This window comes from Paracoccus sp. (in: a-proteobacteria), from assembly GCF_047973135.1.
Taxonomy (GTDB): domain Bacteria; phylum Pseudomonadota; class Alphaproteobacteria; order Rhodobacterales; family Rhodobacteraceae; genus Paracoccus.
Genome location: NZ_JBKEBL010000156.1, coordinates 1 through 23,380, shown reverse-complemented (window position 1 = coordinate 23,380; position 23,380 = coordinate 1). Strand labels below are relative to the sequence as shown.

20 protein-coding genes are annotated in these 23,380 nt (G+C 64.7%); 15 read left to right on the top strand and 5 right to left on the bottom strand.

The features are described 5' to 3' along the window. Window positions 1-292 precede the first annotated feature (292 nt). From zigA to ACK5L9_RS12035, 4 genes are all read left to right on the top strand, one after another. Window positions 293-1,501: a zinc metallochaperone GTPase ZigA gene (zigA, locus tag ACK5L9_RS12050; RefSeq protein WP_416911709.1), complete on the top strand. Its 1,209-nt coding sequence runs from the start codon at window positions 293-295 to the stop codon at window positions 1,499-1,501. Window positions 1,502-2,060: 559 nt separating this feature from the next. After that, complete coding sequence (locus ACK5L9_RS12045) at window positions 2,061-2,408, top strand: hypothetical protein (protein ID WP_416911708.1); 348 nt, start codon at window positions 2,061-2,063, stop codon at window positions 2,406-2,408. Between the two features lie 100 nt (window positions 2,409-2,508). Next, window positions 2,509-3,858, top strand: a complete 1,350-nt coding sequence (locus ACK5L9_RS12040; protein WP_416911707.1) for a PepSY-associated TM helix domain-containing protein — start codon at window positions 2,509-2,511, stop codon at window positions 3,856-3,858. A 617-nt stretch (window positions 3,859-4,475) separates the two neighbouring features. After that, window positions 4,476-4,868: a hypothetical protein gene (locus ACK5L9_RS12035; RefSeq protein WP_416911706.1), complete on the top strand. Its 393-nt coding sequence runs from the start codon at window positions 4,476-4,478 to the stop codon at window positions 4,866-4,868. A 2-nt stretch (window positions 4,869-4,870) separates the two neighbouring features. Here the strand turns inward: ACK5L9_RS12035 and ACK5L9_RS12030 are convergent, their stop codons facing one another. Next, entirely contained in the window at window positions 4,871-5,914 is a 1,044-nt protein-coding gene (locus ACK5L9_RS12030) for a Gfo/Idh/MocA family protein (RefSeq protein ID WP_416911705.1), read from the bottom strand. Between the two features lie 241 nt (window positions 5,915-6,155). On the opposite strand from ACK5L9_RS12030, the gene ACK5L9_RS12025 reads away from it, so the two are divergent. The 7 genes from ACK5L9_RS12025 to mmsB all read left to right on the top strand — a co-directional run bounded on the left by ACK5L9_RS12025 (window position 6,156) and on the right by mmsB (window position 16,186). Continuing rightward, window positions 6,156-7,982: a PHA/PHB synthase family protein gene (locus ACK5L9_RS12025; RefSeq protein ID WP_416911704.1), complete on the top strand. Its 1,827-nt coding sequence runs from the start codon at window positions 6,156-6,158 to the stop codon at window positions 7,980-7,982. A gap of 10 nt (window positions 7,983-7,992) precedes the next feature. After that, on the top strand, window positions 7,993-9,063 hold the full coding sequence (locus ACK5L9_RS12020) for an HlyD family secretion protein (protein WP_416911703.1): 1,071 nt from the start codon (window positions 7,993-7,995) through the stop codon (window positions 9,061-9,063). Then, on the top strand, window positions 9,030-11,807 hold the full coding sequence (gene rbbA / locus ACK5L9_RS12015; protein ID WP_416911702.1) for a ribosome-associated ATPase/putative transporter RbbA: 2,778 nt from the start codon (window positions 9,030-9,032) through the stop codon (window positions 11,805-11,807). The genes ACK5L9_RS12020 and rbbA overlap by 34 nt, the downstream gene beginning before the upstream one ends. After that, window positions 11,804-12,916 (top strand): ABC transporter permease, encoded by a 1,113-nt coding sequence (locus ACK5L9_RS12010; RefSeq protein ID WP_416911701.1) that lies wholly within the window; start codon window positions 11,804-11,806, stop codon window positions 12,914-12,916. The genes rbbA and ACK5L9_RS12010 overlap by 4 nt, the downstream gene beginning before the upstream one ends. A 78-nt stretch (window positions 12,917-12,994) precedes the next feature. Continuing rightward, window positions 12,995-14,029 carry an NADP-dependent oxidoreductase gene (locus ACK5L9_RS12005; RefSeq protein ID WP_416911700.1) on the top strand — a complete coding sequence of 345 codons (1,035 nt, stop codon included), beginning with the start codon at window positions 12,995-12,997 and terminating at the stop codon, window positions 14,027-14,029. A 114-nt stretch (window positions 14,030-14,143) separates the two neighbouring features. Further along, window positions 14,144-15,283 carry an acyl-CoA dehydrogenase family protein gene (locus tag ACK5L9_RS12000; protein ID WP_416911699.1) on the top strand — a complete coding sequence of 380 codons (1,140 nt, stop codon included), beginning with the start codon at window positions 14,144-14,146 and terminating at the stop codon, window positions 15,281-15,283. Between the two features lie 30 nt (window positions 15,284-15,313). Further along, window positions 15,314-16,186, top strand: coding sequence for a 3-hydroxyisobutyrate dehydrogenase (gene mmsB / locus ACK5L9_RS11995; RefSeq protein ID WP_416911698.1), 873 nt, complete (start codon window positions 15,314-15,316; stop codon window positions 16,184-16,186). On the opposite strand, the gene ACK5L9_RS11990 is transcribed toward mmsB, so the two are convergent. Beyond that, on the bottom strand, window positions 16,187-17,527 hold the full coding sequence (locus tag ACK5L9_RS11990; protein ID WP_416911697.1) for a S8 family serine peptidase: 1,341 nt from the start codon (window positions 17,525-17,527) through the stop codon (window positions 16,187-16,189). Between the two features lie 146 nt (window positions 17,528-17,673). On the opposite strand from ACK5L9_RS11990, the gene ACK5L9_RS11985 reads away from it, so the two are divergent. Next, window positions 17,674-18,177, top strand: coding sequence for an RNA polymerase sigma factor (locus ACK5L9_RS11985; protein ID WP_416911696.1), 504 nt, complete (start codon window positions 17,674-17,676; stop codon window positions 18,175-18,177). Then, complete coding sequence (locus tag ACK5L9_RS11980; RefSeq protein WP_416911695.1) at window positions 18,174-18,923, top strand: anti-sigma factor family protein; 750 nt, start codon at window positions 18,174-18,176, stop codon at window positions 18,921-18,923. Before ACK5L9_RS11985 ends, ACK5L9_RS11980 begins: the two co-directional genes overlap by 4 nt. Window positions 18,924-19,470: 547 nt before the next feature. Here the strand turns inward: ACK5L9_RS11980 and ACK5L9_RS11975 are convergent. Further along, entirely contained in the window at window positions 19,471-20,340 is an 870-nt protein-coding gene (locus ACK5L9_RS11975) for a 3-keto-5-aminohexanoate cleavage protein (RefSeq protein WP_416911694.1), read from the bottom strand. Window positions 20,341-20,910: 570 nt separating this feature from the next. Here ACK5L9_RS11975 and ACK5L9_RS11970 point away from each other — a divergent pair. Both ACK5L9_RS11970 and speD read left to right on the top strand, forming a co-directional pair. After that, a complete protein-coding gene (locus ACK5L9_RS11970; protein ID WP_416911693.1) occupies window positions 20,911-21,345 on the top strand; it encodes a chlorhexidine efflux transporter in 435 nt (144 codons plus the stop codon). A 31-nt stretch (window positions 21,346-21,376) separates the two neighbouring features. Further along, window positions 21,377-21,805, top strand: a complete 429-nt coding sequence (speD, locus tag ACK5L9_RS11965) for an S-adenosylmethionine decarboxylase (RefSeq protein WP_416911692.1) — start codon at window positions 21,377-21,379, stop codon at window positions 21,803-21,805. Between the two features lie 99 nt (window positions 21,806-21,904). Here the strand turns inward: speD and ACK5L9_RS11960 are convergent, their stop codons facing one another. Next, the gene (locus ACK5L9_RS11960; protein WP_416911691.1) at window positions 21,905-22,879 is read right to left on the bottom strand and encodes an ABC transporter permease subunit; all 975 of its coding nucleotides are present in this window, start codon (window positions 22,877-22,879) and stop codon (window positions 21,905-21,907) included. Continuing rightward, window positions 22,876-23,380 (bottom strand): ATP-binding cassette domain-containing protein (locus tag ACK5L9_RS11955; protein ID WP_416911690.1); only part of this gene is annotated, 505 nt, incomplete at its 5' end. The genes ACK5L9_RS11960 and ACK5L9_RS11955, both read right to left, overlap by 4 nt.

Here is a 23,380-nt window from a genome sequence, read left to right as displayed (position 1 = left end):
GGTCGGGTGTCTCCAGATCCAGGGCGGTCACAGTCCCCGTGGCCTGATCCGCGACGAACAGTCGCCACGCCGTCTGGCTGTCATCCGCAAGGGCAACTGATCCGGCCAGCAGCGTGGCAACGGGAATTGCGCCCGGCAGCAATTTCTTGAGAAACATCGAACTCTCCTTCTGGTGAACAGCAAAATCCGCGGGCCGCCGCAATACCGCCTTCCGGGAGGGAGGGGGAAAGCGGCTTGCAGCAGCCACACGCCTTCCGTATATGTAATATTATAACATAACAAGGAGAGATTGATGCCTGCCAGCGATACGCGCCTGCCCGTCACCGTCCTGTCCGGCTTTCTGGGTGCGGGAAAGACCACGCTTCTGAACGATGTGCTGAACAACCGGCAGGGACGACGCGTCGCGGTCATCGTCAATGACATGTCCGAGGTGAATATCGATGCCGATCTTGTCCGCGATGGCGGCGCGAACCTGTCCCATACCGAGGAAAAGCTGGTCGAGATGTCAAACGGCTGCATCTGCTGCACGCTGCGCGACGACCTGCTGTCCGAAGTTCGGCGCCTCGCGGGCGAGGGGCGGTTCGACTATCTGCTGATCGAGGGGACTGGCATCGCCGAGCCTCTGCCCGTTGCCGCCACCTTCGAATTTCGCGACGAACAGGGCGACAGCCTGTCCGATGTGGCGCGGCTGGACACGATGGTGACGGTCGTGGATACGGTGAACCTGCTGGGCGACTATTCCAGCCATGATTTCATCCGCGACCGGGGCGAAAGCCTTGGCGAAGAGGATGATCGCACGCTGGTCGATCTTCTGGTCGATCAGATCGAATTTGCCGATGTCGTGGTGCTGAACAAGATCGGCGATGCCGGCCCCGCGCGGCTGGATGCGGCGCGCAAGATCGTCGCGGCGCTGAACCCCGACGCGCGGATTGTCGAAACCGATTTCGGCCGGGTGGCGCAGGACCGGATTTTTGACACCGGGCTGTTCGATTTCGACAAGGCGCATCTGCATCCGATGTGGGCCAAGGAACTGTATGGCTTTGCCGATCACGTTCCGGAAACCGAAGAGTACGGTGTCTCGTCCTTCGTCTATCGCGCCCGCAGGCCGTTTCATCCCCAAAGAATCCATGACGTGCTGAACGGCCCGCTGCCGGGCGTGATCCGCGCCAAGGGGCATTTCTGGATCGCGACCCGTCCGCAATGGCTGGCCGAGTTCTCGCTAGCAGGCGCGCTGAGCAGCGTCAGACCGATGGGAATGTGGTGGGCGACGGTACCGCAGGACCGCTGGCCCGATCATCCGCAGGCTCGCGACTATCTGGAAAAGAACTGGCAAGAGCCCTTCGGCGACCGCCGTCAGGAACTGGTCTTTATCGGGGCAGGCATGGACAAGGCCGCGATCACAGCCGCTCTGGATGCCGCGCTTGTCCCCGGTCCCGGCTTCGCGCCGCAGGAATGGGCGGGTCTGCCTGACCCGTTCCCGGCCTGGCGGCGCGCAGCGTAGGGATGGCCCGTCAATGCCACGGGGCCTTTTTGTGCATCGCGGTGCAAGCGGGGTCGGAGCCGTCGCGACGGCGCTGACAAGCACGGCACAGAGACCGAAGCTGTGCAGGGCTTTCAGGCAGGTTTCGGCACCGTCTGCCTGAAAGCCCCGTCTTGAAAGCCCCGTATGGAAGGCAAGGCCAAAGGCCGTCTTTCGCAGCGGCGCAGATTACCGATGCGCGAAAAGCAGGGGGTCCGGGGGGTGCAACTCCCCCGGCTATCGCGGGACGCAAATCATCCGGCGATGACGTCGCGCAACGGATCCCGGCTGGGCACGGCAGGGACGTACGGGCCGCGCGGCCCCTGTGCGGCATATTCCCGCGTTGCTCTGGGTCTCGCGCCTTCGCAGAAACAGCCGCTATGCGCATGGCCGACGCGACGCCCGATGAAAACCGCGTCAGCCCGCCGGTCCGGTGTTTGTGGTTGGCCGACCTTCCGACCTCTTGCCGGGCTGCGACATAAGGGACTGCGGAGGGTATTTGTCCTTTGTCGGCTGTGCATTCTGTGTCAGGTTCGCAGACATGTGGAAAAGGTTCACATCGCCTTTCGCGCTGATTCTTGCGCTGGCGCTGGTTCTGACCAGCGTGGTTTCGGCCGGGATGATGGCTCCTGACCGGCAATCTGCCGCGCGCGAGGCGTTCGAGCTGGCCCATGGCCCGATCCACGGGCTTTGCGGCAATGGTGAGGGGGGGCAGGACCATCGCTGTCCGCTGTGCCACAGCCCGCCCGAAGGCCCTGTCACCGCCCATGCCGGGCGGCTTTTTCTGCTGATCGCGCATGATGGCTGGCGGCAACGGGATGATCTGCCCCGCCGGGCGCAGACGCGTGATCGCAGCCATTCCCCGCGCGCCCCTCCGGCGATGGCCTGACGGCCGCGTGCCGTTGAAAACCTCGCCGGTCCGGGCAGCAACCCTGCCGGATCGCCTTGCTTTTCGTCCGCCGGAATGGTGGGCCTGTGGGAATGGACAAATGACCGAACAGACAAGACACGCGGGTTCCGCCGCGTTGTATCGCGCCGTCTGGCGCTGGCATTTCATCGCGGGGCTGGTGGTCCTGCCCTTCATGCTGATCCTTGCCGTGACCGGCGCGATCTATCTTTTCAAGGACGAGATCAACGATGCCGCCTATGCGCATCTGCGCTTTGTCGAGGCAGCGGGCACGCCTCTTGCCCCGTCGCAGATCACCGCCGCCGCGCTGGACGCGCATCCCGGCGAACTCAAGGCCTATACGCCCGCTGCCGCCCCCGGCCGCAGCGCCGAAGTTGACATCCTTGGCACGGACGGGCTGAAGGACACGATCTATGTGAACCCCTATACCGGCGCGGTTCTGGGCAGCCTGTGGGACGGCGGCGCGGCGGGCAGCCCGGCCATGTATGTCGTGCGCAAGCTGCACTCTCTGGCCTATGTCGGCTGGCTGGGCAACTGGTTGATCGAGGCGGCGGCGGGCTGGATGGTGCTGCTGGTCGGCACCGGGATTTATCTGTGGTGGCCGCGCGGGCGCAAGCTTGGAACGGTGACGATCAAGGCAAGCCGGGGGCGCCCGTGGTGGCGCGATCTGCATGCCGTGACCGGCATCTACACCGCCGGGTTCATTGTGTTTCTGGCCATGACCGGTCTGCCGTGGTCGGCGGTCTGGGGGCCTAAATTCTATGACTATTCCTATGCGCTGGGTCTGGGGATGCCGGATGGCTATTGGGACAACAAGCCGGTTTCGACCAAGCCCGTGTCCGAGGTCGTGGACCGCGCGCCCTGGATCATGGAAAACCAGCCCATGCCGGTTTCCACGGCGACCGAGGGGGTGCCGCAGGCTCTGGATACCGTGATCGCGAAGGTCGAAGATCTGGGGATCGTTCCGGGCTATGCCGTGACCATTCCGTCCGAACCCGACGGGGTATTCACCGCCTCGGTCTATCCCGACCGGATCGCGGATGAGCGGGTAATCCATCTGGATCAGTATTCGGGCGAGGTACTGTACGACGCGGGTCTGGACGATCTGGGCACGCTGGGACGATGGGCCGAATGGGGAATCAGCATTCACATGGGGCAGATGTGGGGCGTGGCGAACCAGATCGTGCTGCTGCTGGCCTGTGCGGCCATGGTTGCGATGTGTGTGGCTGCCGCCACGATGTGGTGGAAGCGCCGCCCCGTCGGCGCGCTTGGCGTGCCGCAGATGCCGGTGGACTGGCGGATCCCGCGCACGCTGTTGCTGATTGCGGTGGCGGCAGGGATCTTTTTCCCGCTGGTCGGCCTGTCGATGCTGCTGCTGGCGGCGGTCGAGATCGTGGTTCACCTGGCCGGGCGCAGGAAGCAACTGGCTTGAGCGGGATGAAAGGATGCCGGGGTGTGCATGTGCACGGGGCGCGACGACCAGTTCGCTGCACCCCGCAGTCCCCCGGCATCCCTCGCCGACGCGGTGCCGCATATGTCCTGCGTTCCGCCTTGATGCAGATCGTGGTGCTTTGGCAGCGCCGGATGATTTGCGTCCCGCGATGGCCGGGGGCGGTGCACCCCCCGGACCCCCCGCCCGCCGCGCGCCCCCGCCCGCCGCTCATGGCGGTCGCCTCTTTGCCGGTCCGTGCCGAACGGAAGTTCGATGTGTCGGCACCATGAAGCTGTTGACCCCGACCGTCAGAGGCAACCCCCTGCGGTCGTCCGCTGACCCTGTGTCGGGCACGGAGGGCAAGGCGGCTGTACTGGCCTCGGCGGCGGGTACGGGACAATCCGGCGGGCCGTCGGTATAAGTTTTTGTTTTCACGCTGATGCAGCGCCGATTTGATCATCAAATTGGCGCTGCATCAGTTATCATATGCGGGTATTCGTGGCATCGCCCGTGGATATCTGACCGGGTTTTGCGGTCCTGCGGGAGGTCTGGCAGCATCTGCCCGCATTTCGAAGATCCTGTCCGCGTCTGTGGCAGGCGTGAAAATGGAGTGTTTGATGCGACTGATTCTTGTTGTTGCGCTGTTGCTGTCGCCGTTACCGTTACCGGCGGCGGCGTTCATCGCGCAGAATGACATGCGGGCAGGGCAGGTTGGCCCGACCGAAATCGCGGTCGAGTTTCGTGCGCGGCGGCCTGATACCGATTACTGGTGCGCCGCCGGGGACTACGCGCAGCGGGTCATGGACATGCCGGGCAAGGCGCGGATCTGGCGCGCCACGCCCAAGCCGCGCAAGGCCGGGCGGGGGATCGTCTTTACGCTGGATCCTGCGAAAAAGGCCGAAGGGGCGGGGCTGGCACAATTCGGGTCGGGGCCGCGCGACGGCTCGATCAGCGTGGCCATGGCCGTCGGAAATTTCTGCCGCGACTTTCCGCCCCTGTGGTTTGACTGACCTCACGGCGCGAGGATCGTCACGGGCTGGCCCGTCGCAGAGGCGGTCCGGATCGCCTGAACCACCCGCAATGCGGCAAGCCCGTCCCGGCCCGTGACCAGAGGCGGTTCCTCGCCGCGGATGACGCGGCCGAATTGCGCGGCCTGACAGACCAGCGGATCGTCAAAGCCGAAGGTGAGCCGGGTCTGGCTGAGCGGTTCGTGCCATGATCTCTTGCCGGGGCAGGACCACAGGGACAGGTTGGGCAGGGACAGCGACCCCAGCGTGCCGCCGATCAGATAGCAGCTTTGGCCGGTGGGCGGATAGGCGGGGTTCTCGCGGGCGGTCAGTTCCCAGCTCCAGGGCGCGACGACCGTGTCGCTGACATTGACCGTGCCCAACGCGCCATTGCCAAAGCGCAGCAGGATCACCGCCGAATCCTCGACCTCGTTGCCACGGATAGCGTTCGAGGCGATGGCACGAATTTCGGTGACGGGGCCGCAGAGATGCATCAGCAGGTCGATGTCGTGGATCAGGTTCAGATATACCGGTCCCGCGCCCTTGCGCCTGCGCCATTCAACGTCGAAATATTCGTCCGGCTTCATGAACCATGTGGTGCATTGCACGGTCACGATGCGGCCAAGCCGGCCTTGGGTGATCACCTCTTTGGCGCGGGCAATCAGCGGGTTGTGGCGGCGGTGATGACCGGCGGCGACAGGAACGCCGGATGCCTCGGCGCGCGACAGGATGTCGCTGCCCTGCACCGGATCGGTGAAAACCGGCTTTTCGATCAGCACCGGCAGGCGGGCGGCGATGCAGGCCCCGGCCCCTTCCGCGTGCAGGCTGTTCGGTGTCGCCAGCAACACCCCATCCGCCGCGCCTGCCGCGATCATCCGGTCCAGCGTGCTGAACCATTCGGCATCCAGCGCGGCGGCAAAGTCGCGGGCCGCTTGGTCGGGATCGACAATGGCCGACAACCGCACGCCCCCGGCCGTGCCGATGGCCTGACAATGACGCTGGCCGATGGCTCCGGCACCGACAACTGCAATCCGCGATGGGCTGGTCACGGGATCCTCATGGCTTGCGATTGCGATGAGGTGACAGCAAGGCGGGCCGATGGGCAAGGCCTATCCGGATGAGGCCAGCCGCCACCCGCCAAAGCCGGACAAATTGCCGCAGCGCGGCACAGGCGGTTGTATCGGGCCGGGGCGGCAACCACCTTGAGGGCGTTCAGGGCCTGACGGGCTGACCGGGACGAGGCGCTGCCGTGCCGTGCCGATTTTACCAGTAACAGACGAAAGACCCACCATGTCGCCTACCGCCACGATGCCCGCCACGGTGACAATTCCGCAACTTCCGCGCGTGACCGCGCCCCTGACGCCGCCGCAGACGATGCCGGACGAGACGCTGGGGTTGCAGGTGTTTCGCACGCTGGACCGCCTGTCAGAGGCGATGATCGCGCAAGGGACGGGCGGGTTTTCGCCCGCCGCCGCCATGCTGGCCACAGCCGATTGGGGGCTGCATCTGGCCGCCGCGCCGGGCAAGCGGATGGAACTGGGTTGGAAGGCCGCGCGCAAGACCGGGCGGCTGGCGGCGTATCTGCTGGCCTCGACGGCTGATGCCTCGGCCCCTCCGGCGATCCGGCCGCTGCCCGAGGACCGGCGGTTCACGCATGAAGGCTGGCAGCGCCCGCCCTTTTCGTGGATGGCGCAGGGCTTTCTGATGCAACAGCAATGGTGGCACAACGCCACGAACGAGGTGCCGGGCGTGACGCGGCACCACACCGATGTGGTTTCTTTCGCGGCGCGGCAGTTTCTGGACCTGGCCTCGCCCTCGAACAACCCGTTCACCAACCCCGAAATTCTGAAGCGAACCCTTGCTATGGGCGGGATGAATTTCGTGCAGGGCTGGTGCAACTGGGCCGAAGACGTGGTGCGCATGGTCTCGGGCCAGCCGCCGGTGGGGGCAGCGGATTTTCGTCCCGGCGAAAGCGTTGCGGTGACACCGGGCAAGGTCGTCTGGCGCAACCACCTGATCGAACTGATCCAGTACGCCCCCGCCACCGGCAAGGTCCGTCCCGAGCCGATCCTGATCATCCCGGCATGGATCATGAAATACTATATCCTGGACCTGTCGCCGGAAAACTCGCTGATCGGCTGGCTTGTCGGACAGGGCCATACGGTCTTTGCGATCTCGTGGCGCAACCCCGATGCCGGGGATCGCGATCTGACGATGGAGGATTACCGCAGGCTGGGGGTCATGGCGGCGCTGGACGCTGTCTCGGCCATTTTGCCGGGGCGGCGCGTTCATGCGGCGGGCTATTGTCTGGGCGGCACGCTGCTGGCCATAGCGGCGGCGGTGATGGCGCAGGAAGGCGATGACCGGCTGGCCAGCATCAGCTTGCTGGCGGCTCAGGTTGATTTCACCGAACCCGGCGAGCTGGGGCTGTTCATCGACGCCAGTCAATTGAATTTTTTGCAAAGCATGATGTGGAATCGCGGCTATCTGTCGGCGGATCAGATGGCCGGGGCCTTTCGGCTGCTGAACGCGAATGACCTGATCTGGTCGCATATGGTGCGCGAATATCTGATGGGTCAGCGCGCGCCGATGATCGACCTGATGGCATGGAATGCCGACAGCACGCGCATGCCTTACCGGATGCATGCCGAATATCTGCAACGGCTGTATCTGGATAACGAGCTGGCGACCGGGCGCTTCATGGTCGCGGGGCGTCCAGCGGTGTTGCAGAACATCCGTGCCCCGATCTTTGCGGTTGGCACGGAACGCGACCACGTTGCGCCCTGGGGCTCGGTCTACAAGATCCATCAGGCAACCGATACCGATGTGACATTCGTGCTGACCTCGGGCGGGCATAATGCCGGGATCGTCAGCCCTCCGGGTCATCCGCGCCGGCATTTCCGTATCGACACCTGCCGGTTGGGGGACGATCTGCCGATGGCCCGCGACTGGCAGGCGGCGCATGAGGCGCGACCGGGATCGTGGTGGCCGGAATGGCAGGGCTGGCTTTGCGCGCAGGGTGGCCACCGGATGGTCGCGCCGCCGGAAATGGGGGCACCCGACCGGGGGCTGCCGCCCCTGTGCGACGCGCCCGGCAGTTATGTGTTCCAGAGATAGAGGTACGCAGATGGCAAGCAAGGCAAAGACCCGGCTGGGATGGGCGGCGGCGGTGGCCGTGCTGGGGGCGGTGGCGTGGCTGGCCTGGAAGAACAGCACCGAGAACACCCTGCCCGACGGGATCGCCTCGGGCAATGGCCGGATCGAGGCGACCGAGATCGACATCGCGGCCCTGTCGGGCGGGCGCATCGCGGAAATCCGCGCCGAAGAGGGGCAATTCGTGAAGAAGGGCGAATTGCTGGTGCAGATGGACCTGTTGCAACTGACCGCGCAGAAACGTCAGGCCGAGGCGCAGTTGCGCCGTGCCGTGATCGGGGTCGAGACCGCAGAAAGCCTTGTCACGCAGGCCGAGGCGGAACACAAGGCCGCCGAGGCTGCGGTGGAACAGGCCCGCGCTGCCGCCGATGCCGCAGCCTCGCGGCTGGCCCGCAGCGAAGGGCTGGCCCGCAGCGAAGTCGTCTCGCAACAATCGCTGGACGATGCACGCGCCACCGGGCGCCAGACGCAGGCAGGGCTGGCCCTGTCGCAGGCCAGCCTTGCCGCGACCGACGCCGGGATCAGCTCGGCTCGGGCGCAGATCGTCGATGCCGAGGCGGCGGTGGATGCCGCCGAAGCCGCGATCGAGGCGATTGATGTGCTGATCGACGACGCCACGCTGAAATCTCCGCGCGACGGGCGGGTGCAGTACCGCATCGCCCAGGAAGGAGAGATCGTTGCGGCAGGCGGGCGGATCCTCAATCTGGTGGATCTGGAGGATGTCTACATGACCTTCTTTCTGCCCACCTCTCAGGCGGGCAGGATCGAGGTCGGGGCCGAGGCGCGGCTGGTTCTGGATGCCGCGCCCGAATATGTCGTGCCCGCGCAGATTTCCTATGTCGCCGATGTGGCGCAATTCACGCCCAAGACGGTCGAAACGGCGGATGAGCGCGAAAAACTGATGTTTCGCGTCCGCGCCCGGATCGACCCGGAATTGCTGCGCAAATACAGCGATTACGTGAAAACCGGTGTGCCCGGCATGGCCTATCTGCGGATCGACCCCGACACCGAATGGCCCGCCAACCTGTCGAATCTGGTGCCATGACCGGCGCGCCCGTTGCCCGGATCACCGATGTCAGCCTGCATTACCGTGAGGCGACAGCGCTTAGGGATGTGACGCTGGACATCCCGGCGGGCTGCATGGTCGGGCTGATCGGCCCGGACGGTGTCGGCAAATCCAGCCTGCTGTCGCTGTTGGCCGGGGCGCGGGTGATCCAGCAGGGGCGCGTTTCGGTTCTGGGTGGCGATATGGGCGATGCGCGCCACCGCGCCGCGATCTGCCCGCGCATTGCCTATATGCCGCAGGGCCTTGGCAAGAACCTCTATCCGACGCTGTCTGTCGCCGAGAACCTGGAATTTTTCGGTCGCCTTTTCGGGCATGGCCGGACCGAGCGTGAGCGGCGCGTCAAGGGGCTGCTGGCCGCGACCGGCATGACCGCCTTTCGCGACCGTCCGGCGGCCAAGCTGTCGGGCGGCATGAAGCAAAAGCTGGGCCTGTGCTGCGCGCTGATCCACGACCCCGACCTGCTGATCCTGGACGAGCCGACCACCGGCGTCGATCCCCTGTCGCGCCGCCAGTTCTGGGATCTGATCGACCGTATCCGCGCCGACCGTCCGCAGATGAGCGTGATCGTCGCCACTGCCTATATGCAAGAGGCCGCCCGCTTTGACTGGCTGGTGGCGATGGACGGGGGCCGGGTGCTGGCCACGGGCAGCCCGGCGGATCTGAGGGCGCGGACGGGCGCCCCCGATCTGGATCGCGCCTTCATCGCGCTGCTGCCCGGCGGAACCGCGCGCGGTCACGAACCCGTCCATATTCCGCCGCGAATGGATGGCAGCCACGGCGAAATCGCCATCGAGGCACAGCATCTGACCATGCGCTTTGGCGATTTCACCGCTGTGGATGATGTCAGCTTCCGCATCGGCAAGGGCGAGATCTTTGGCTTTCTGGGGTCGAACGGTTGCGGCAAGACCACGACGATGAAGATGCTCACCGGCCTGCTGGAACCGACCGATGGCAGCGCGCGGCTGTTCGGCGCGCCCATCGACCCGCGCGACATGCAGGTGCGCCGCCGCGTCGGCTTTATGTCGCAGGCATTCTCGTTATATTCCGAACTGACGGTGCGGCAGAATCTGGACCTGCATGCCCGGCTGTTCGACATGCCCCCCGAGGCGATCCCTGCCCGGATCGCGGACATGATCGCCCGTTTCGACCTTACCCCGGTGGCCGATCATCTGCCCGAGGCGCTGCCCCTTGGCATTCGCCAGCGCCTGTCGCTGGCCGTGGCGATGATCCACGCCCCCGAAATGCTGATCCTCGACGAGCCCACCTCGGGCGTCGATCCGCTGGCCCGTGACGCGTTCTGGCGCATCCTTGGCGAGTTGTCGCGCAAGGACGGCGTGACCATCTTTGTCTCGACCCATTTCATGAACGAGGCAGAGCTGTGCGACCGCATCTCGCTGATGCATGCGGGCAAGGTGCTGGTCAGCGACACTGCCGATGCGATCCGCGACGCCAGAGGCGCTGCGACGCTGGAGGATGCCTTTGTCGCCTGCCTGCAAGAGGCTATCGGCGACGAGGCCGACGCCGCTTTGCCTGCCGGCCCGGCTCTGACCCCCGCCCCCGGCCCCGCCCAGGACAGCCCGGCCCGCACCGGCGGCCTGTTCAGCCTGCGCCGCATGCTCAGCTATTCCCGGCTTGAGGCATTGCAGTTGAAGCGTGACCCGATCCGGCTGACCCTTGCCCTGCTGGGCAGCCTGATCCTGATGTTCGTCATGGGATACGGCATCAACATGGATGTCGAGGATCTGAGCTTTGCGGTGCTGGACCGTGACCAGACCACGACCAGCCGCAGCTATGTGCAGGACATCGCCGGATCGCGCTATTTTCAGGAACAGCCACCCTTGACCGGCTATGACGATCTGGACACACGCATGCATTCCGGCAATCTGGCCCTTGCTCTGGAAATCCCGCCGGGCTTTGCCCGCGATGTGGCACGCGGGCAGAATGTGCGGGTCGGCGCATGGATCGACGGGGCCAATCCGACGCGCGCGGAAACCGTGCAAGGCTATGTGCAGGGGATGCATGCCGACTGGCTGATGCGGATGGCCCGCGAGGTGCTTGGCCCCGAGGCGCTGCGCGGCGAGGCCGAACTGGTCACGCGGTTTCGCTATAACCCCGATGTCAAAAGCATCGTTGCCATGGTGCCCGCCGTCATTCCGCTGCTGTTGCTGCTGATCCCGGCGGTGCTGACCACGTTAAGCGTGGTACGCGAGAAGGAACTGGGTTCCATCGTCAATTTCTACGTCACCCCGATCACCAGGCTGGAGTTTCTGACTGGCAAGCAACTGCCCTATATCGCGCTGGCGCTGCTGAATTTCGCGCTGCTGACGGCTTTTGCGATCTTCGTCTTTCGCGTACCGTTTACCGGCAGCCTGTCGGCCTTTGCGCTGGCCGCGTTGCTTTATGTTGCCGCAACCACGGCGATAGGGCTGCTGATCTCGTCCTTCATGCGCAGCCAGGTGGCCGCTCTGTTCGCTACGGTCATGCTGACCATGATCCCCGGCGCGCAATATTCCGGGCTGATTGACCCGGTGTCGTCGTTGCAGGGCATTGGCCGGGTGATCGGCGAGATTTATCCGACGACCTATTTCATCATCGCCTCGCGCGGGGCCTTTTCCAAGTCGCTTGGCTTTCAGGATTTCGGGGCGGTCTATCTGGCGCTGCTGGCGGCGATTCCCGTCCTTCTGGGGCTTAGCGCCCTGATGCTGCGAAAACAGGCCAAATGAAGATGCGCAATGTCTGGCAACTGGGGGTCAAGGAACTGCGCGGGCTGTGGCGCGATCCGGTGATGCTGATCCTGATCATCTATGCCTTTTCGCTGTCGATCTATACCGAATCCAGGGCGATGCCCGAAAGCCTGTCGAACGCGGCCATCGCCATCGTGGACGAGGACCGCTCGATGCTGTCGGGGCGCATCGCCGGGGCGTTTGCGCCCCCCTATTTCGTGCCTCCGCGCCTGATCACGACATCCGAGATGGACCGGCGCATGGATGAAGGGCTGGATACCTTCGCGCTGAACATCCCGCCCGATTTCGAACGAGACGTGCTGGCCGGGCGCGCGCCGGCGATCCAGTTGAATGTCGATGCCACGCGGATGAGCCAGGCCTTCACCGGCAGCGGCTATGTCCAGCGGATCGTCGCGGCCGAGCTGTCGGAATTCATGGCGGGCCACCGGGATGCCGCTGCGCTGCCGGTCGATCTTGCGCTGCGTGCCCGCTATAACCCGCCGCTGGACGCCGGTTGGTTCGGCGCGATCAACAGTGTCATCGACGCGATTACGATGCTGTCGATCATCCTGACCGGCGCGGCGCTGATCCGCGAAAAGGAACATGGCACGGTCGAGCATCTGCTGGTCATGCCGGTCAGTGCCGCCGAGATCATGCTGTCGAAAATCTGGTCGATGGGGCTGGTGGTGCTGCTGGCCTCGGGCTTCGCGATCACGGTTGTGGTGCAGATGGCGTTGCAGGTGCCGGTACAGGGATCGGTGTCGCTGTTCGTGGTCGCCACCGCGCTGATGCTGTTCGCGACCACCTCGATGGGGATCTTTCTGGCAACGGTGGCGGGGACCATGCCGCAATTCGGGCTGCTGCTGATGCTGGTGCTGCTGCCGTTACAGGTGCTTTCGGGTGGCATGACCCCGCGCGAAAGCATGCCCGAGATCATTCAGTTTCTGATGTCGATGGCCCCCACGACGCAATTTGTCATCCTGTCCCAGGGCATTTTGTTCCGGGGCGCGGGGCTGGATGTCGTCTGGCCACAGCTTCTGGCGCTTGCCGCCATCGGTTCGGTGCTGTTCCTGCTGGCCCTGCGCCAGTTCCGGCGCTTTCTGCGCTGAAGGCGGGGCCTTCGGCATTTGACAGCCCGCCGGGGTGACGTTCAGATGGTGACAAAGGCCCCGCCAGAGGAGACGTCGATGCCCCGTGACATTCCCGCCTGTTCCCGTCCCGCGACCAACCGCCGCGTATTGCTGAGCGCGCGGCCCGCTGGCATCCCCGAGGCCCGGCATTTTACCCTTGATACCGCGCCCGTCCCGGAACCCGGAGAGGGCGAGATTCTGGTCCGCAACATCTATCTGTCGGTTGATCCCGCGCAGCGGGGATGGGCGGCGGATGTGGCGAATTATTCCAGGCCGGTCGCCCTTGGCACTCCGATGCGGGCGCTGGCGGTCGGGGTGGTGATCGCCTCGCGTCACCCGGATCATGCCGAGGGGGAATTTCTTTACGGCTTTTTCGGCTGGCAGGATTACGCTGTGGTGACGCCCCCGGCCGTATTGCACCGTTGCACGCAGGATTTGCCGCTTGAGGCATTCGCGGGGCTTTGCGGCATTTCGGGGGTGGCGGCCTATCTGGCGCTGACGCGGCTGGGGCGTCCTGCTGCTGGCGATACGCTGCTGGTCTCGACCGCAGCGGGGGCGGTGGGAAGCTGCGCGGGCCAGATCGGGCGCAGCTTGGGCTGCACGACCATCGGGCTGACCGGCAGCGATGAAAAGGTCCGGCGCTGTCGCGACACCTTTGGCTATGACGCGGCCTTCAATTACAGGACCGGCGATCTTGCGGCACAGATCGCAGGGGCCGCGCCGCAGGGGGTGAATATCTATTTCGACAATACCGGCGGCGCGATTCTGGATACGGCGCTGCGGCAGATGGCGGTGGGCGGGCGCGTCGTGCAATGCGGCACCGCCTCGGTCGCAAGCTGGTCGCCTGTCCCCACCGGCCCGCGAAACGAACGCGAGATCCTGACGCGGCGGCTGATCTGGTCTGGTTTCGTGATCTTCGATCACCTTGATGCCTATGACGAAGCCTGCGAGGCGCTGGCGGCGTTGTGGTCCGATGGCAGACTTGATTTCGTCACCGACATGCAGCATGGGATAGAAGCTGCGCCGAGTGCCCTTGCCGCGTTGTATCAGGGCAGAAATTCCGGTAAGTCGCTGATTTATATTGGAGATTGATCCGGCGCCTTGCCCCTTGCATGCCGTCGCACACAAACTGACAATGATTATAATATGCTTGCGTACAAGTTTTCGTTGCCATAAAAAACAGGCACAGCAGGGAAGGGATGGCGCATGGATTTTGGCTTGAACGACGAACAGTCGGCGATTTTCGACATGGCCCGCGCCTTCGGGCAGGACCATATCGCCCCCAATGCGCTGGCATGGGAGGCCGGGGGCACGATCCCGCGCGCGCTGTGGCACGAGGTCGGCAAGCTGGGTTTTGGCGGGATCTATGTCTCGGACGCGCATGGCGGCTCGGGGTTGTCGCGGCTGGATGCCACGCTGGTCTTTGAGGCGCTTGCCATGGCCTGTCCCTCGGTCGCGGCCTTCCTGTCGATTCACAACATGTGCGCGCGGATGCTGGACGCTTATGGCAGTGACGACCTGCGCGCCCGCTTTCTGCCCGGCGCGCTGAGCATGGAAACCGTTCTGTCCTATTGCCTGACCGAGCCGGGCGCAGGGTCGGATGCCGCCGCCTTGCGAACCAAAGCCACGCCGAACGGCGAGGGCTGGGGCCTGACGGGGACCAAGGCCTTCATCTCGGGCGGGGGCTATTCGGATGCCTATATCGTGATGGCCCGCAGCGGTGGCGAGGGCGCGCGCGGGATTTCGGCTTTTGTGGTCGAAAACGGCGCGCCAGGCCTGTCCTTTGGCGGGCTGGAACAGAAAATGGGCTGGAAAGCGCAACCGACCCGGCAGGTGCAGCTTGACGATTGCGCGGTCCCGGCGGGCAATCTGCTTGGTGAAGAGGGCATGGGTTTTCGCTATGCGATGGCGGGGCTGGATGGCGGGCGGCTGAACATTTCGGCCTGTTCGCTGGGGGCCGCACAGGCGGCGCTGGACGCCACGCTTGCCTATATGTCCGAACGCCGGGCCTTTGGCCAAAGCATCGACCGGTTTCAGGCGTTGCAATTCCGCCTTGCCGATATGGAGATCGAACTTCAGGCCGCCCGCGTCTTTCTGCGACAGGCGGCGTGGAAGCTGGATCAGGGCGCGCCGGACGCCACGAAATTCTGTGCCATGGCCAAGAAATTCGTGACCGAGGCGGGGTCGCGCGTGGCCGATCAATGCCTGCAACTGCATGGCGGCTATGGCTATCTGGCCGATTACGGTATCGAAAAGATCGTGCGCGATCTGCGTGTCCATCAGATCCTTGAGGGCACGAACGAGATCATGCGCCTGATCGTGGCGCGGGGGATGGTTTCGGCATGATGCCGGAAACTTCAGAACAAGGGGGATGACATGAAGATCGCATTCATCGGGTTGGGAAACATGGGCGCGCCCATGGCGGCCAATCTTGTGGCGGCGGGGCACGAGGTGACGGGATTCGACCTGACCGGCGTGACCGTTGAAGGCGCTACAGGCGCGACCAGCGCCGCCGGGGCCGTGGCGGGGGCCGAAGTGGCGATCACCATGTTGCCCAATGGCGCGATCCTGCGCGCCGTGGCCGATCAGATCGTCCCCGCCATGGGCAGGGGCGCGGTGTTTCTGGATTGCTCGACCGTCGATGTGGACAGCGCCCGCGCCGTCGCGGATCAGGCCGTCTCGGTCGGTCTGGGCGCGCTGGATGCGCCGGTCTCGGGCGGGGTCGGCGGGGCGGCGGCCGGGACGCTGACCTTCATGGTCGGCGGTTCCGACGCGGCATTCGCCATCGCAAAGCCGCTTTTCGACGTGATGGGCCAGAAGGCGGTGCATTGCGGCCCGTCGGGCAACGGGCAGGCGGCGAAGATCTGCAACAACATGATCCTTGGCGTCACCATGATCGCCACCTGCGAGGCCTTCGCGCTGGCCGACAAACTGGGCCTTGACCGGCAGGCGATGTTCGACGTGGTCTCGACCTCGTCAGGCTATTCCTGGTCGATGAACGCCTATTGCCCGGCCCCCGGCATCGGCCCGAAATCCCCTGCGGATAATGGCTATAAGCCCGGCTTTGCGGCGGAACTGATGCTGAAGGATCTGGGCCTTGCCCAGCAGGCCGCCGCCGCCGCCGATGCCGACACCCCCATGGGCGAACGCGCGCTGGATCTGTACCGGCGCTTTGTCGAGGACGAGGATGGCAGGGGCCAGGATTTTTCCGCCATGTTACCCCGGTTCGCGAAACGGGGGCGTGGTTGATCAGCGGCAGGCCTGCGCGCGCATCAGGCCGATACCGAAGGTTCGGTCCTTGCCGCGCGGGCCAAGATCGGCGGCACTGCGGGACAGCCAGGCAAGGGCCGAGTCATGGTCGCGCACATGGCCGGTTTTGCGCGCGGCGGCAAGTTCGACCGTGACGAAGGGGGTGGCAAAGCTGGTGCCGGTCCAGGCGGCTCCGGTTCCGGCTGACAGATCGGCCCCCCAGACATCGACACCCGGCGCGGCGATGTCCACGTAATTCCCGCGCGAGGCCTGGCGGTAAACCCTGCCGCGCCGGTCCACCGCCGTCACGGCGATCACTGACGGATAAGCCGCAGGATAGCGCGGCCCCCCACGCGCGCCGCTGTTTCCGGCGGCGGCGACCAGCAGCACTCCGCCCTGCGCGCTGCGCGCCACAGCATCGGCCAGCAGCGCGTTATGCGGCCCGGCGATCGACAGGTTTACCACCCGCACCCGGTTGTCAGTCATCCAGTCCAGCGCGGCCACAAGATCAATGGCATCGGCGATCAGGTCGGGACCGTTTCCGTCGAATACGGCGGCGGAATAAAGTTCGGCCCCTGATACCAGCCGTCCGCCCGCCGGGGTGAAACCGGCGATGATGCTGGCCACGGCAGTTCCATGCGCCGCCGGTCGCGACGAGGCGGAAAACACCTCGCGCCGGATACTGGTCCCGCGCAGCGAGGCGTGATCGGCAATAGCCGTGTCGATGATACCGATCCGCACATTGGTCAGGCAGCTTCCGGTTACGGGCATGCCGACCGTCGCGCGGCCATAGGTGCCGCTTCCCGGCGCATAGACATGGGACAGATCGAACACAGCGCGCGGCACGGCGGTCGTGGCGGCCTCGAGCGCTGCGCGATCCCTGAGCCCGCGCGGAGGGGCAAGACGCGCCAGAATGCCCGAACTTGACCTGCGCTGGCGGATGACGCGGAATCCGCTTTGTTCCAGCAGGCGAAGATCGGCCGCGCTTAGCCGGGCGGCCGAAATCTCGCTGCGGCGCACCCGGTTTGCGCCGGCATTCTCGGGTGCCCGCCTGATCAGATCAGACGGCATCGGGGCGCGGCGACTGTTCCTGTCATCGTCATCGTCATCGTCATCGTCGCGGTCATCGTCGCGGTCATCGTCGCGGTCATCGTCCCCATCGTCGCTGCCGTCATCGTCGCCGCCGTCATTGTCGGGGCTGTCATCGTCACTGTCATCGGCCCATACAGCGGCAGAGGACCAGTGCGCGGCGGGCCACTGATCCGGCAGCAGGCCGGAGGCGCACAGCGTAAGCAGGCCAAGGGCGATCAGTCGCGGGGCGGTGTTGAGAAGGTAAAGCAACGGCATGATCCGGGGTTGTTTCCAGGGCACTCGATAACGCGGTGGCGGAACAATTTTTTCAACGAATACCAAAAAAACTGCGCCAGTGTGGATGAAATCCGCCGGTTGCCGCGTAGTCTTGGCATGAATTGATACCGGACGTGACCATGAAAGCCGAATTTGCAAGCAATCTTGTGCAACTGGTGCCCCGGCTGCGGCGCTTTGCCCTTGGCCTTTGCGGCAGCCCGGACGATGCCGACGATCTGGTTCAGGCGGCCTGCGAACGCGCTCTGAAGAACCAGGATGCCTTTCTTCAGGGCAGCCGCATGGATAGCTGGATGTACCGGATCATCCAGAACCTGTGGCTGGACAGCCGCCGCCGCGCAAAGGTGCGCGGCCCCGCCGTTGATCCGGTCGAGGCGGTGATTGACGATGCCGGTGTCGGTGCCCGCAAGGCCGAGGATCGCATGCTGCTGGCTCAGGTCTTTGGCGAGATGAACCGCCTGCCCGAAGACCAGCGCGCTGTGCTGGTTCTGGTCGCGGTGGAAGGGTTAAGCTATCGGGAAGTGTCCGATCTGCTGGACGTCCCCATTGGCACCGTGACCAGTCGGCTGGTCCGTGCCCGTGCCGCCCTGTCAGAGAGACTGGTACCGAGAGGACGTGTACAATGACCAAGACCCCCGCCGGAAATGACCCCGCGCGGCTTGACATCGGCCTGCTTCATGCCTTTGCCGATGGCGAGCTGGCCCCCGACGAGGCAGCCCGCGTGGTCCTTCATCTGGCCGATTGCCCGGCTGATCAAGAGCTGGTCAATGGCATCATGGCGACGAATGCGATGATCGCGCGGGCCTGCGCAGGACCGATGCAGGAACCTGTCCCCCCCAGGATCCGCAGCGCGATTTTCGGGCCACCCGCGCCTGTCGGGGCCGCGCCCCCGGCGCGCCGGGGCGGGGTCTTGCGCTTTGCCGGACTGGGGGGCGCGTTGGCCGCCGGGCTTGCGGCGCTGGCGGTCTGGTTGCCGACAGGTGGCGACCCGGCCTTGCCAACTGGCCCGGTGGCGGTGCGCAGCCCGGTCGCCGAGGCGCTGACGCAGCTTGCCACGGGCGAATCGCGGCTGGTTGCGCAGGACACCCGGCTGGATGTCACCGGCAGCTTTGCGGTCCGCGACGGATATTGCCGCGAGGTGTCGCTGGACCGGGACAAGGCGGTGGGTGTGGTCGCGCTGGCCTGTCACGGCCCCGAGGGCTGGCGCATCGCTGCCCGGCAAGAGGTCGAGGCGATCAACCCTGAGGTCGGGTATTTTCCTGCCGGAGGGGATGAGGACGATCCCGTCGGGGCCTATCTGGATGCGGTCAATGCCGGGCCCGTCCTGTCCGCCGAACAGGAAGCCGCCGCCCGCGCCTCTGGCTGGCGCTGATCCTGTTCCTTTGGGGTACGGGGGCGCGTGCCGAAGATGGTCGGGAGGCTTTTTGCAATTTCGTTGCGCAACAGAAGCCTCGGGCGGCGTGGGAAAGCCCTGCAAATGCTGGGGATGGGCCTGCACAGGGCGCGCACAGGGGCGGCACAGGATATGCACAGGTTGTACACCGGTATCCTGCGTTGCGCGACGTCGGCGGTGCAAGAATTGCGTCCCGCGGTGGCCGGGGGGGCTATGCGCCCCCCGGACCCCCGGCATAAGCCTGCGGCGGGCGGGGTGCGTGTTGGTAGGTGGTGCTGCCATCCGGGCCTTGGCCTTTGGGCAACGGATTCTGGTCTGCCGGGTGCACGGCCCGCCATCCACAGACCGGAGCGCGCGCCGAAGGCGCGCCCTGAGCCGGGCGGCAGCGGGCGGTTCGGGCTTTGCCCGGACCGCATCCCCCTTTCCGTTTACCCAACGCTTGCCCGTTGCCCGTGCCGCAGTCATCGGGGGCGCGACAGGTTCGTTGCGTCATCGGTGGGGTCTGATGTTCGCTCTGCGGGGTCGGTCACAGCCCCAGATGCGCCCGCGTGTCGCGGGCGCTTAGCAGGTCCACGCCCAGATCGTCCATGATCCGCACCGCCTTTTCGACCATCGCCGCATTCGAGGGGGCCTTGACCCCGCGCGAAATCCGGGTCGCGTCCTCCAGCCCGATGCGGACATTGCCGCCCGCCAGCACGGACTGGGCGACCATCGGAAAGGCCATGGCCCCGGTTCCGAAACCGGTCCAGATCGCATCGCCCGGCAATAGCCCGCGCGCGTAAAGCAGCGTCTCGGGCGAGGGAACGAAGCCGTATTTCACCCCCATCACCACCGAACACAGCGGCGTGTCGCGAAACAGCCCCTCGGCCATCAGCGTGTTCAGAATGGCGATGTCGCCGCTGTCGAACAGTTCGATTTCGGGGCGGGTGCCGACGCTCTGGATCAGTTCGGCCATCTTGCGGATCGACCACAGCGTATTGATCACCACCTCGTCGCCGAACACCATGGTGTTCAGGTCCAGCGTCGCGATGTCGGGCCGCAATTCCAGCACATGCTGCACCCGGTCCTCGGGCAAAAGCAGATTGGTGCGCGGCCCGGCCACTGCCGGATTTTGGGGCGAGGGGTGATAGCGCCCGCCATTTCCGGTCGTCAGGTTCAGGATCAGTTCGTCGTTTGCTTCACGGATCCGTGCGACCACCTCGCGGTACAGGTCGGTTTTCATCGAAGGCCGCTGCGTTTCGGGGTCGCGCACATGGATATGTACGATGGCCGCGCCCGCCCGTGCCGCTTCAAGGCAATCACGCGCGATCTCGGCCGGAGTGACGGGCAGGTTCGGGTTCTGGTCGCGAGTGGTGAAATTCCCCAGAACGGCACAGGTCAGAAATGCGGCGGCCATGATGTTCCCCTTGCTATCCGGCAGTCCGGGGAACCCTAGCGCGGCCCGCCGCTGCCGATACTGGTCTGCGGATCACTGTCCACCCGGTGGACAAGCCGCGTCGCTGGGACAGGTCAGACGATTCGATTCGTTCCGTGCCCCCGAAAACACGAAATTGTTATGATTGATCGAAAGTCTTGGCGTAATCTCGCCTTTTGGTGGCATGTTACCGCCGAAAGGCCTTTGAGCACGCGGCAAAATTCCGAAAAATTTGGTAATAATATGACTTAATTACATTGTGTTGCATGAAAGCTAATAATTATTAATTTACGACCTCGGGCAATTGGCTGAAAAGCTTGACCCCTTTGGCCGATTATCTGATCCTGTAGAAATTCTGCGCCTTGCTGCAGGATAACGCATTAACGGCAAGGCTTTCTGGAGGAGTTTTCACAAGGGCCGGTCCTGTCCGACCTTGCCAATGGTCAAGCCTGCGGGTGCCATTGGCCGCGATATTCTGTGTCTTCCATGTCGCGACCGGTAGTTTTCATTTTTTCTCTGACCTGAACGGGCAGTCGCCCGAATGAGGACGTCATGACACTTCGTTCCGCAAGAGAGCGTGTGCTTCAGACATTTTGCTACGAAGCGACAGGGCTTTGCCTTGCCGTGCCTGCCTATATGCTGTTCTCGGGTGGAACGGCACCGGACAGCCTTGTTCTGATCGCGGCGCTTTCGGTCGCCGTGATGGCGTGGTCGCCGGTCCATAACACCATCTTAGATTGGCTGGAGTTCCGGTTGACCGGCAGGATCGCCAGCGACCGCCCTTCGCGCCTGCGCCTTCTGCACGCTGTCAGCCACGAGGCGAACGCGCTTGTGGTCACGCTGCCGATCCTGATCGTTCTGGGGAATCACGGCTTTGCCGAAGCCCTGGTCGTCGATATCGGCCTGACCGTGATTTACACGGCCCACGCCTATGTCTTTCACCTGATCTATGACCGTTTTCGTCCTGTAAGGGTCAGTAGTTATTGATTTTTCTTAGTAACCAGTACATGAGGTTCCAATGCCGCTGTTTCATTCCGCCTCGGCCCCCCATACCACGCAATTCGGTGTCCATCTGATGATCGACGGCTACGCGGCCAAGGGCAAGGCCATGTCCGACCGCGACACGCTGCGGGAATTGCTGGAACAACTTCCGGCCGAGATGGGCATGCACCCGATCTGCCGCCCCGAAGTTGTCGAGGTTGGCCCGAATTGCAAAAAGGATCCCGGCGGGCTGTCGGGATTTGTCATGATTGCCGAAAGCCATATCAGCTTTCACACATTCCCCGGCCGGGGTTTCGTTACGATCGATCTTTACACCTGTCAGTGCGATCTGGATCGCGATGCCGTCACCAGCCGGTTGATGGACGCCTTTCAGCTTGAGGATGCCGACATCTATGTGCAAGAGCGCGGGTTGCGCTATCCGGTGGCCGATATCCTGCCGGCCTAAGCAGATATTCGTGGCTTTGCCCACGAATGCCTGCTTAGGCTTGTTTGACTTTGCAGGATTTTTATCCGAAAACCGGTGGCCACTTTTCGGAAATCCTGCTTAGCCCGTCCTGAATTTGTCGATGGTAACGGCCAGGATGATGACGCCGCCCTTGATGATATATTGCCAGATGTCAGAGACGCCCAACAGGATCAGCCCGTTCGACAGGACCGCGATGATCAGCGCGCCGATCAGCGTGCCCCAGACCGAGCCGATGCCGCCGACAAAGCTGGTGCCGCCCAGGATCACGGCGGCGATGGCGTCAAGCTCATAGGCCTGACCCAGTTGCAGCCCGTTTGCGGCGTAGAGGCGTGCGGCGGACATGACTCCGCCAAGGCCGGACAGCAGGCCCGAGGCGGCATAGACGAAAAGCAGCACCAAGGGCACCTTGATGCCCGCAAGGGCTGCGGCCTCGGCATTGCCGCCTACGGCATAGATCCAGGTGCCAAGCACCGTGCGGCGCAGGATCAGCCATGACAGCAGCACGATCACAAAGGCGATGACGACCAGCCATGGCAGACCCAGAACCGTGCCGTTGCCGATAAAGCTGAAGGGCAGGTCGGAATTGAACACGGTCGAATCGCCTGCCGCCAGCCGTGCGACCCCGCGCACCGCCGTCAGCGCGCCAAGCGTGACGATAAAGGGCGGCAGCCCGACCCACGCGATCAGCCCGCCATTGATCAGGCCGCAGGCCGCCCCGGCCAGCAGTGCCAGCGGAATCGCCGCCCATGACAGGCCCGGTGCCAGCGATGTGGACACCGCCACCACCGCCGACAGCGCCAGGATCGAGCCGACCGACAGGTCGATCCCGCCAGTCAGGATGACAAAGGTCATCCCCGCTGCCAGCACCGCGTTGATCGAGGCTTGCTGCATCACGATCGACAGGTTGCCGACCGAGATGAAGCGCCCGCTGGCCAGTTCAAAGCCGATGCACAGCAGGATCAGGACCGGCAGCATGCCGGACAGGCGCAGCAACGTGCGGATGCGATCCCGTCGCGATTGCGCGTCGCGGGCGAGTTGGGTGGTCTCTGTCATTCTGCCATCTCCTTGTCGTCGTCGGCCGGAACCTGCCGCCCGCCCCCAAAGGGTGAACCCGCCGAAAGCCGCATGATCGCCTCTTGCGTGGCGGGCTGCCGGGCGGTGTTGGGCACCTCTCCGGCGATGCGGCCATCGCGCATCACCAGAATCCGGTCCGCCGTGCCGATCAGTTCCGCCAGTTCGCTGGAGATCATCAGAACGGCCATGCCCTCGGCGGTCAGCCGGTCGATAAGGCTGTAAATCTCGGATTTCGCGCCGATATCGACGCCGCGTGTCGGCTCGTCCAGGATCAGCACCCTGGGGCGGGCCTCAAGCAACCGTCCCAGCAGTCCTTTCTGCTGATTGCCGCCCGACAGGTTGCCGATCCGCGTGCCCGGCACCGCGCCACGAATGTCCAGCCTGTCGATCTGCGCCCGGCCCATCGCGGTGGCGATGCCGGGGCCAAGCGCGCCTCCGGGGCCGGCACGGTCCTGCAGCACGCTGATCGCCACGTTGTCG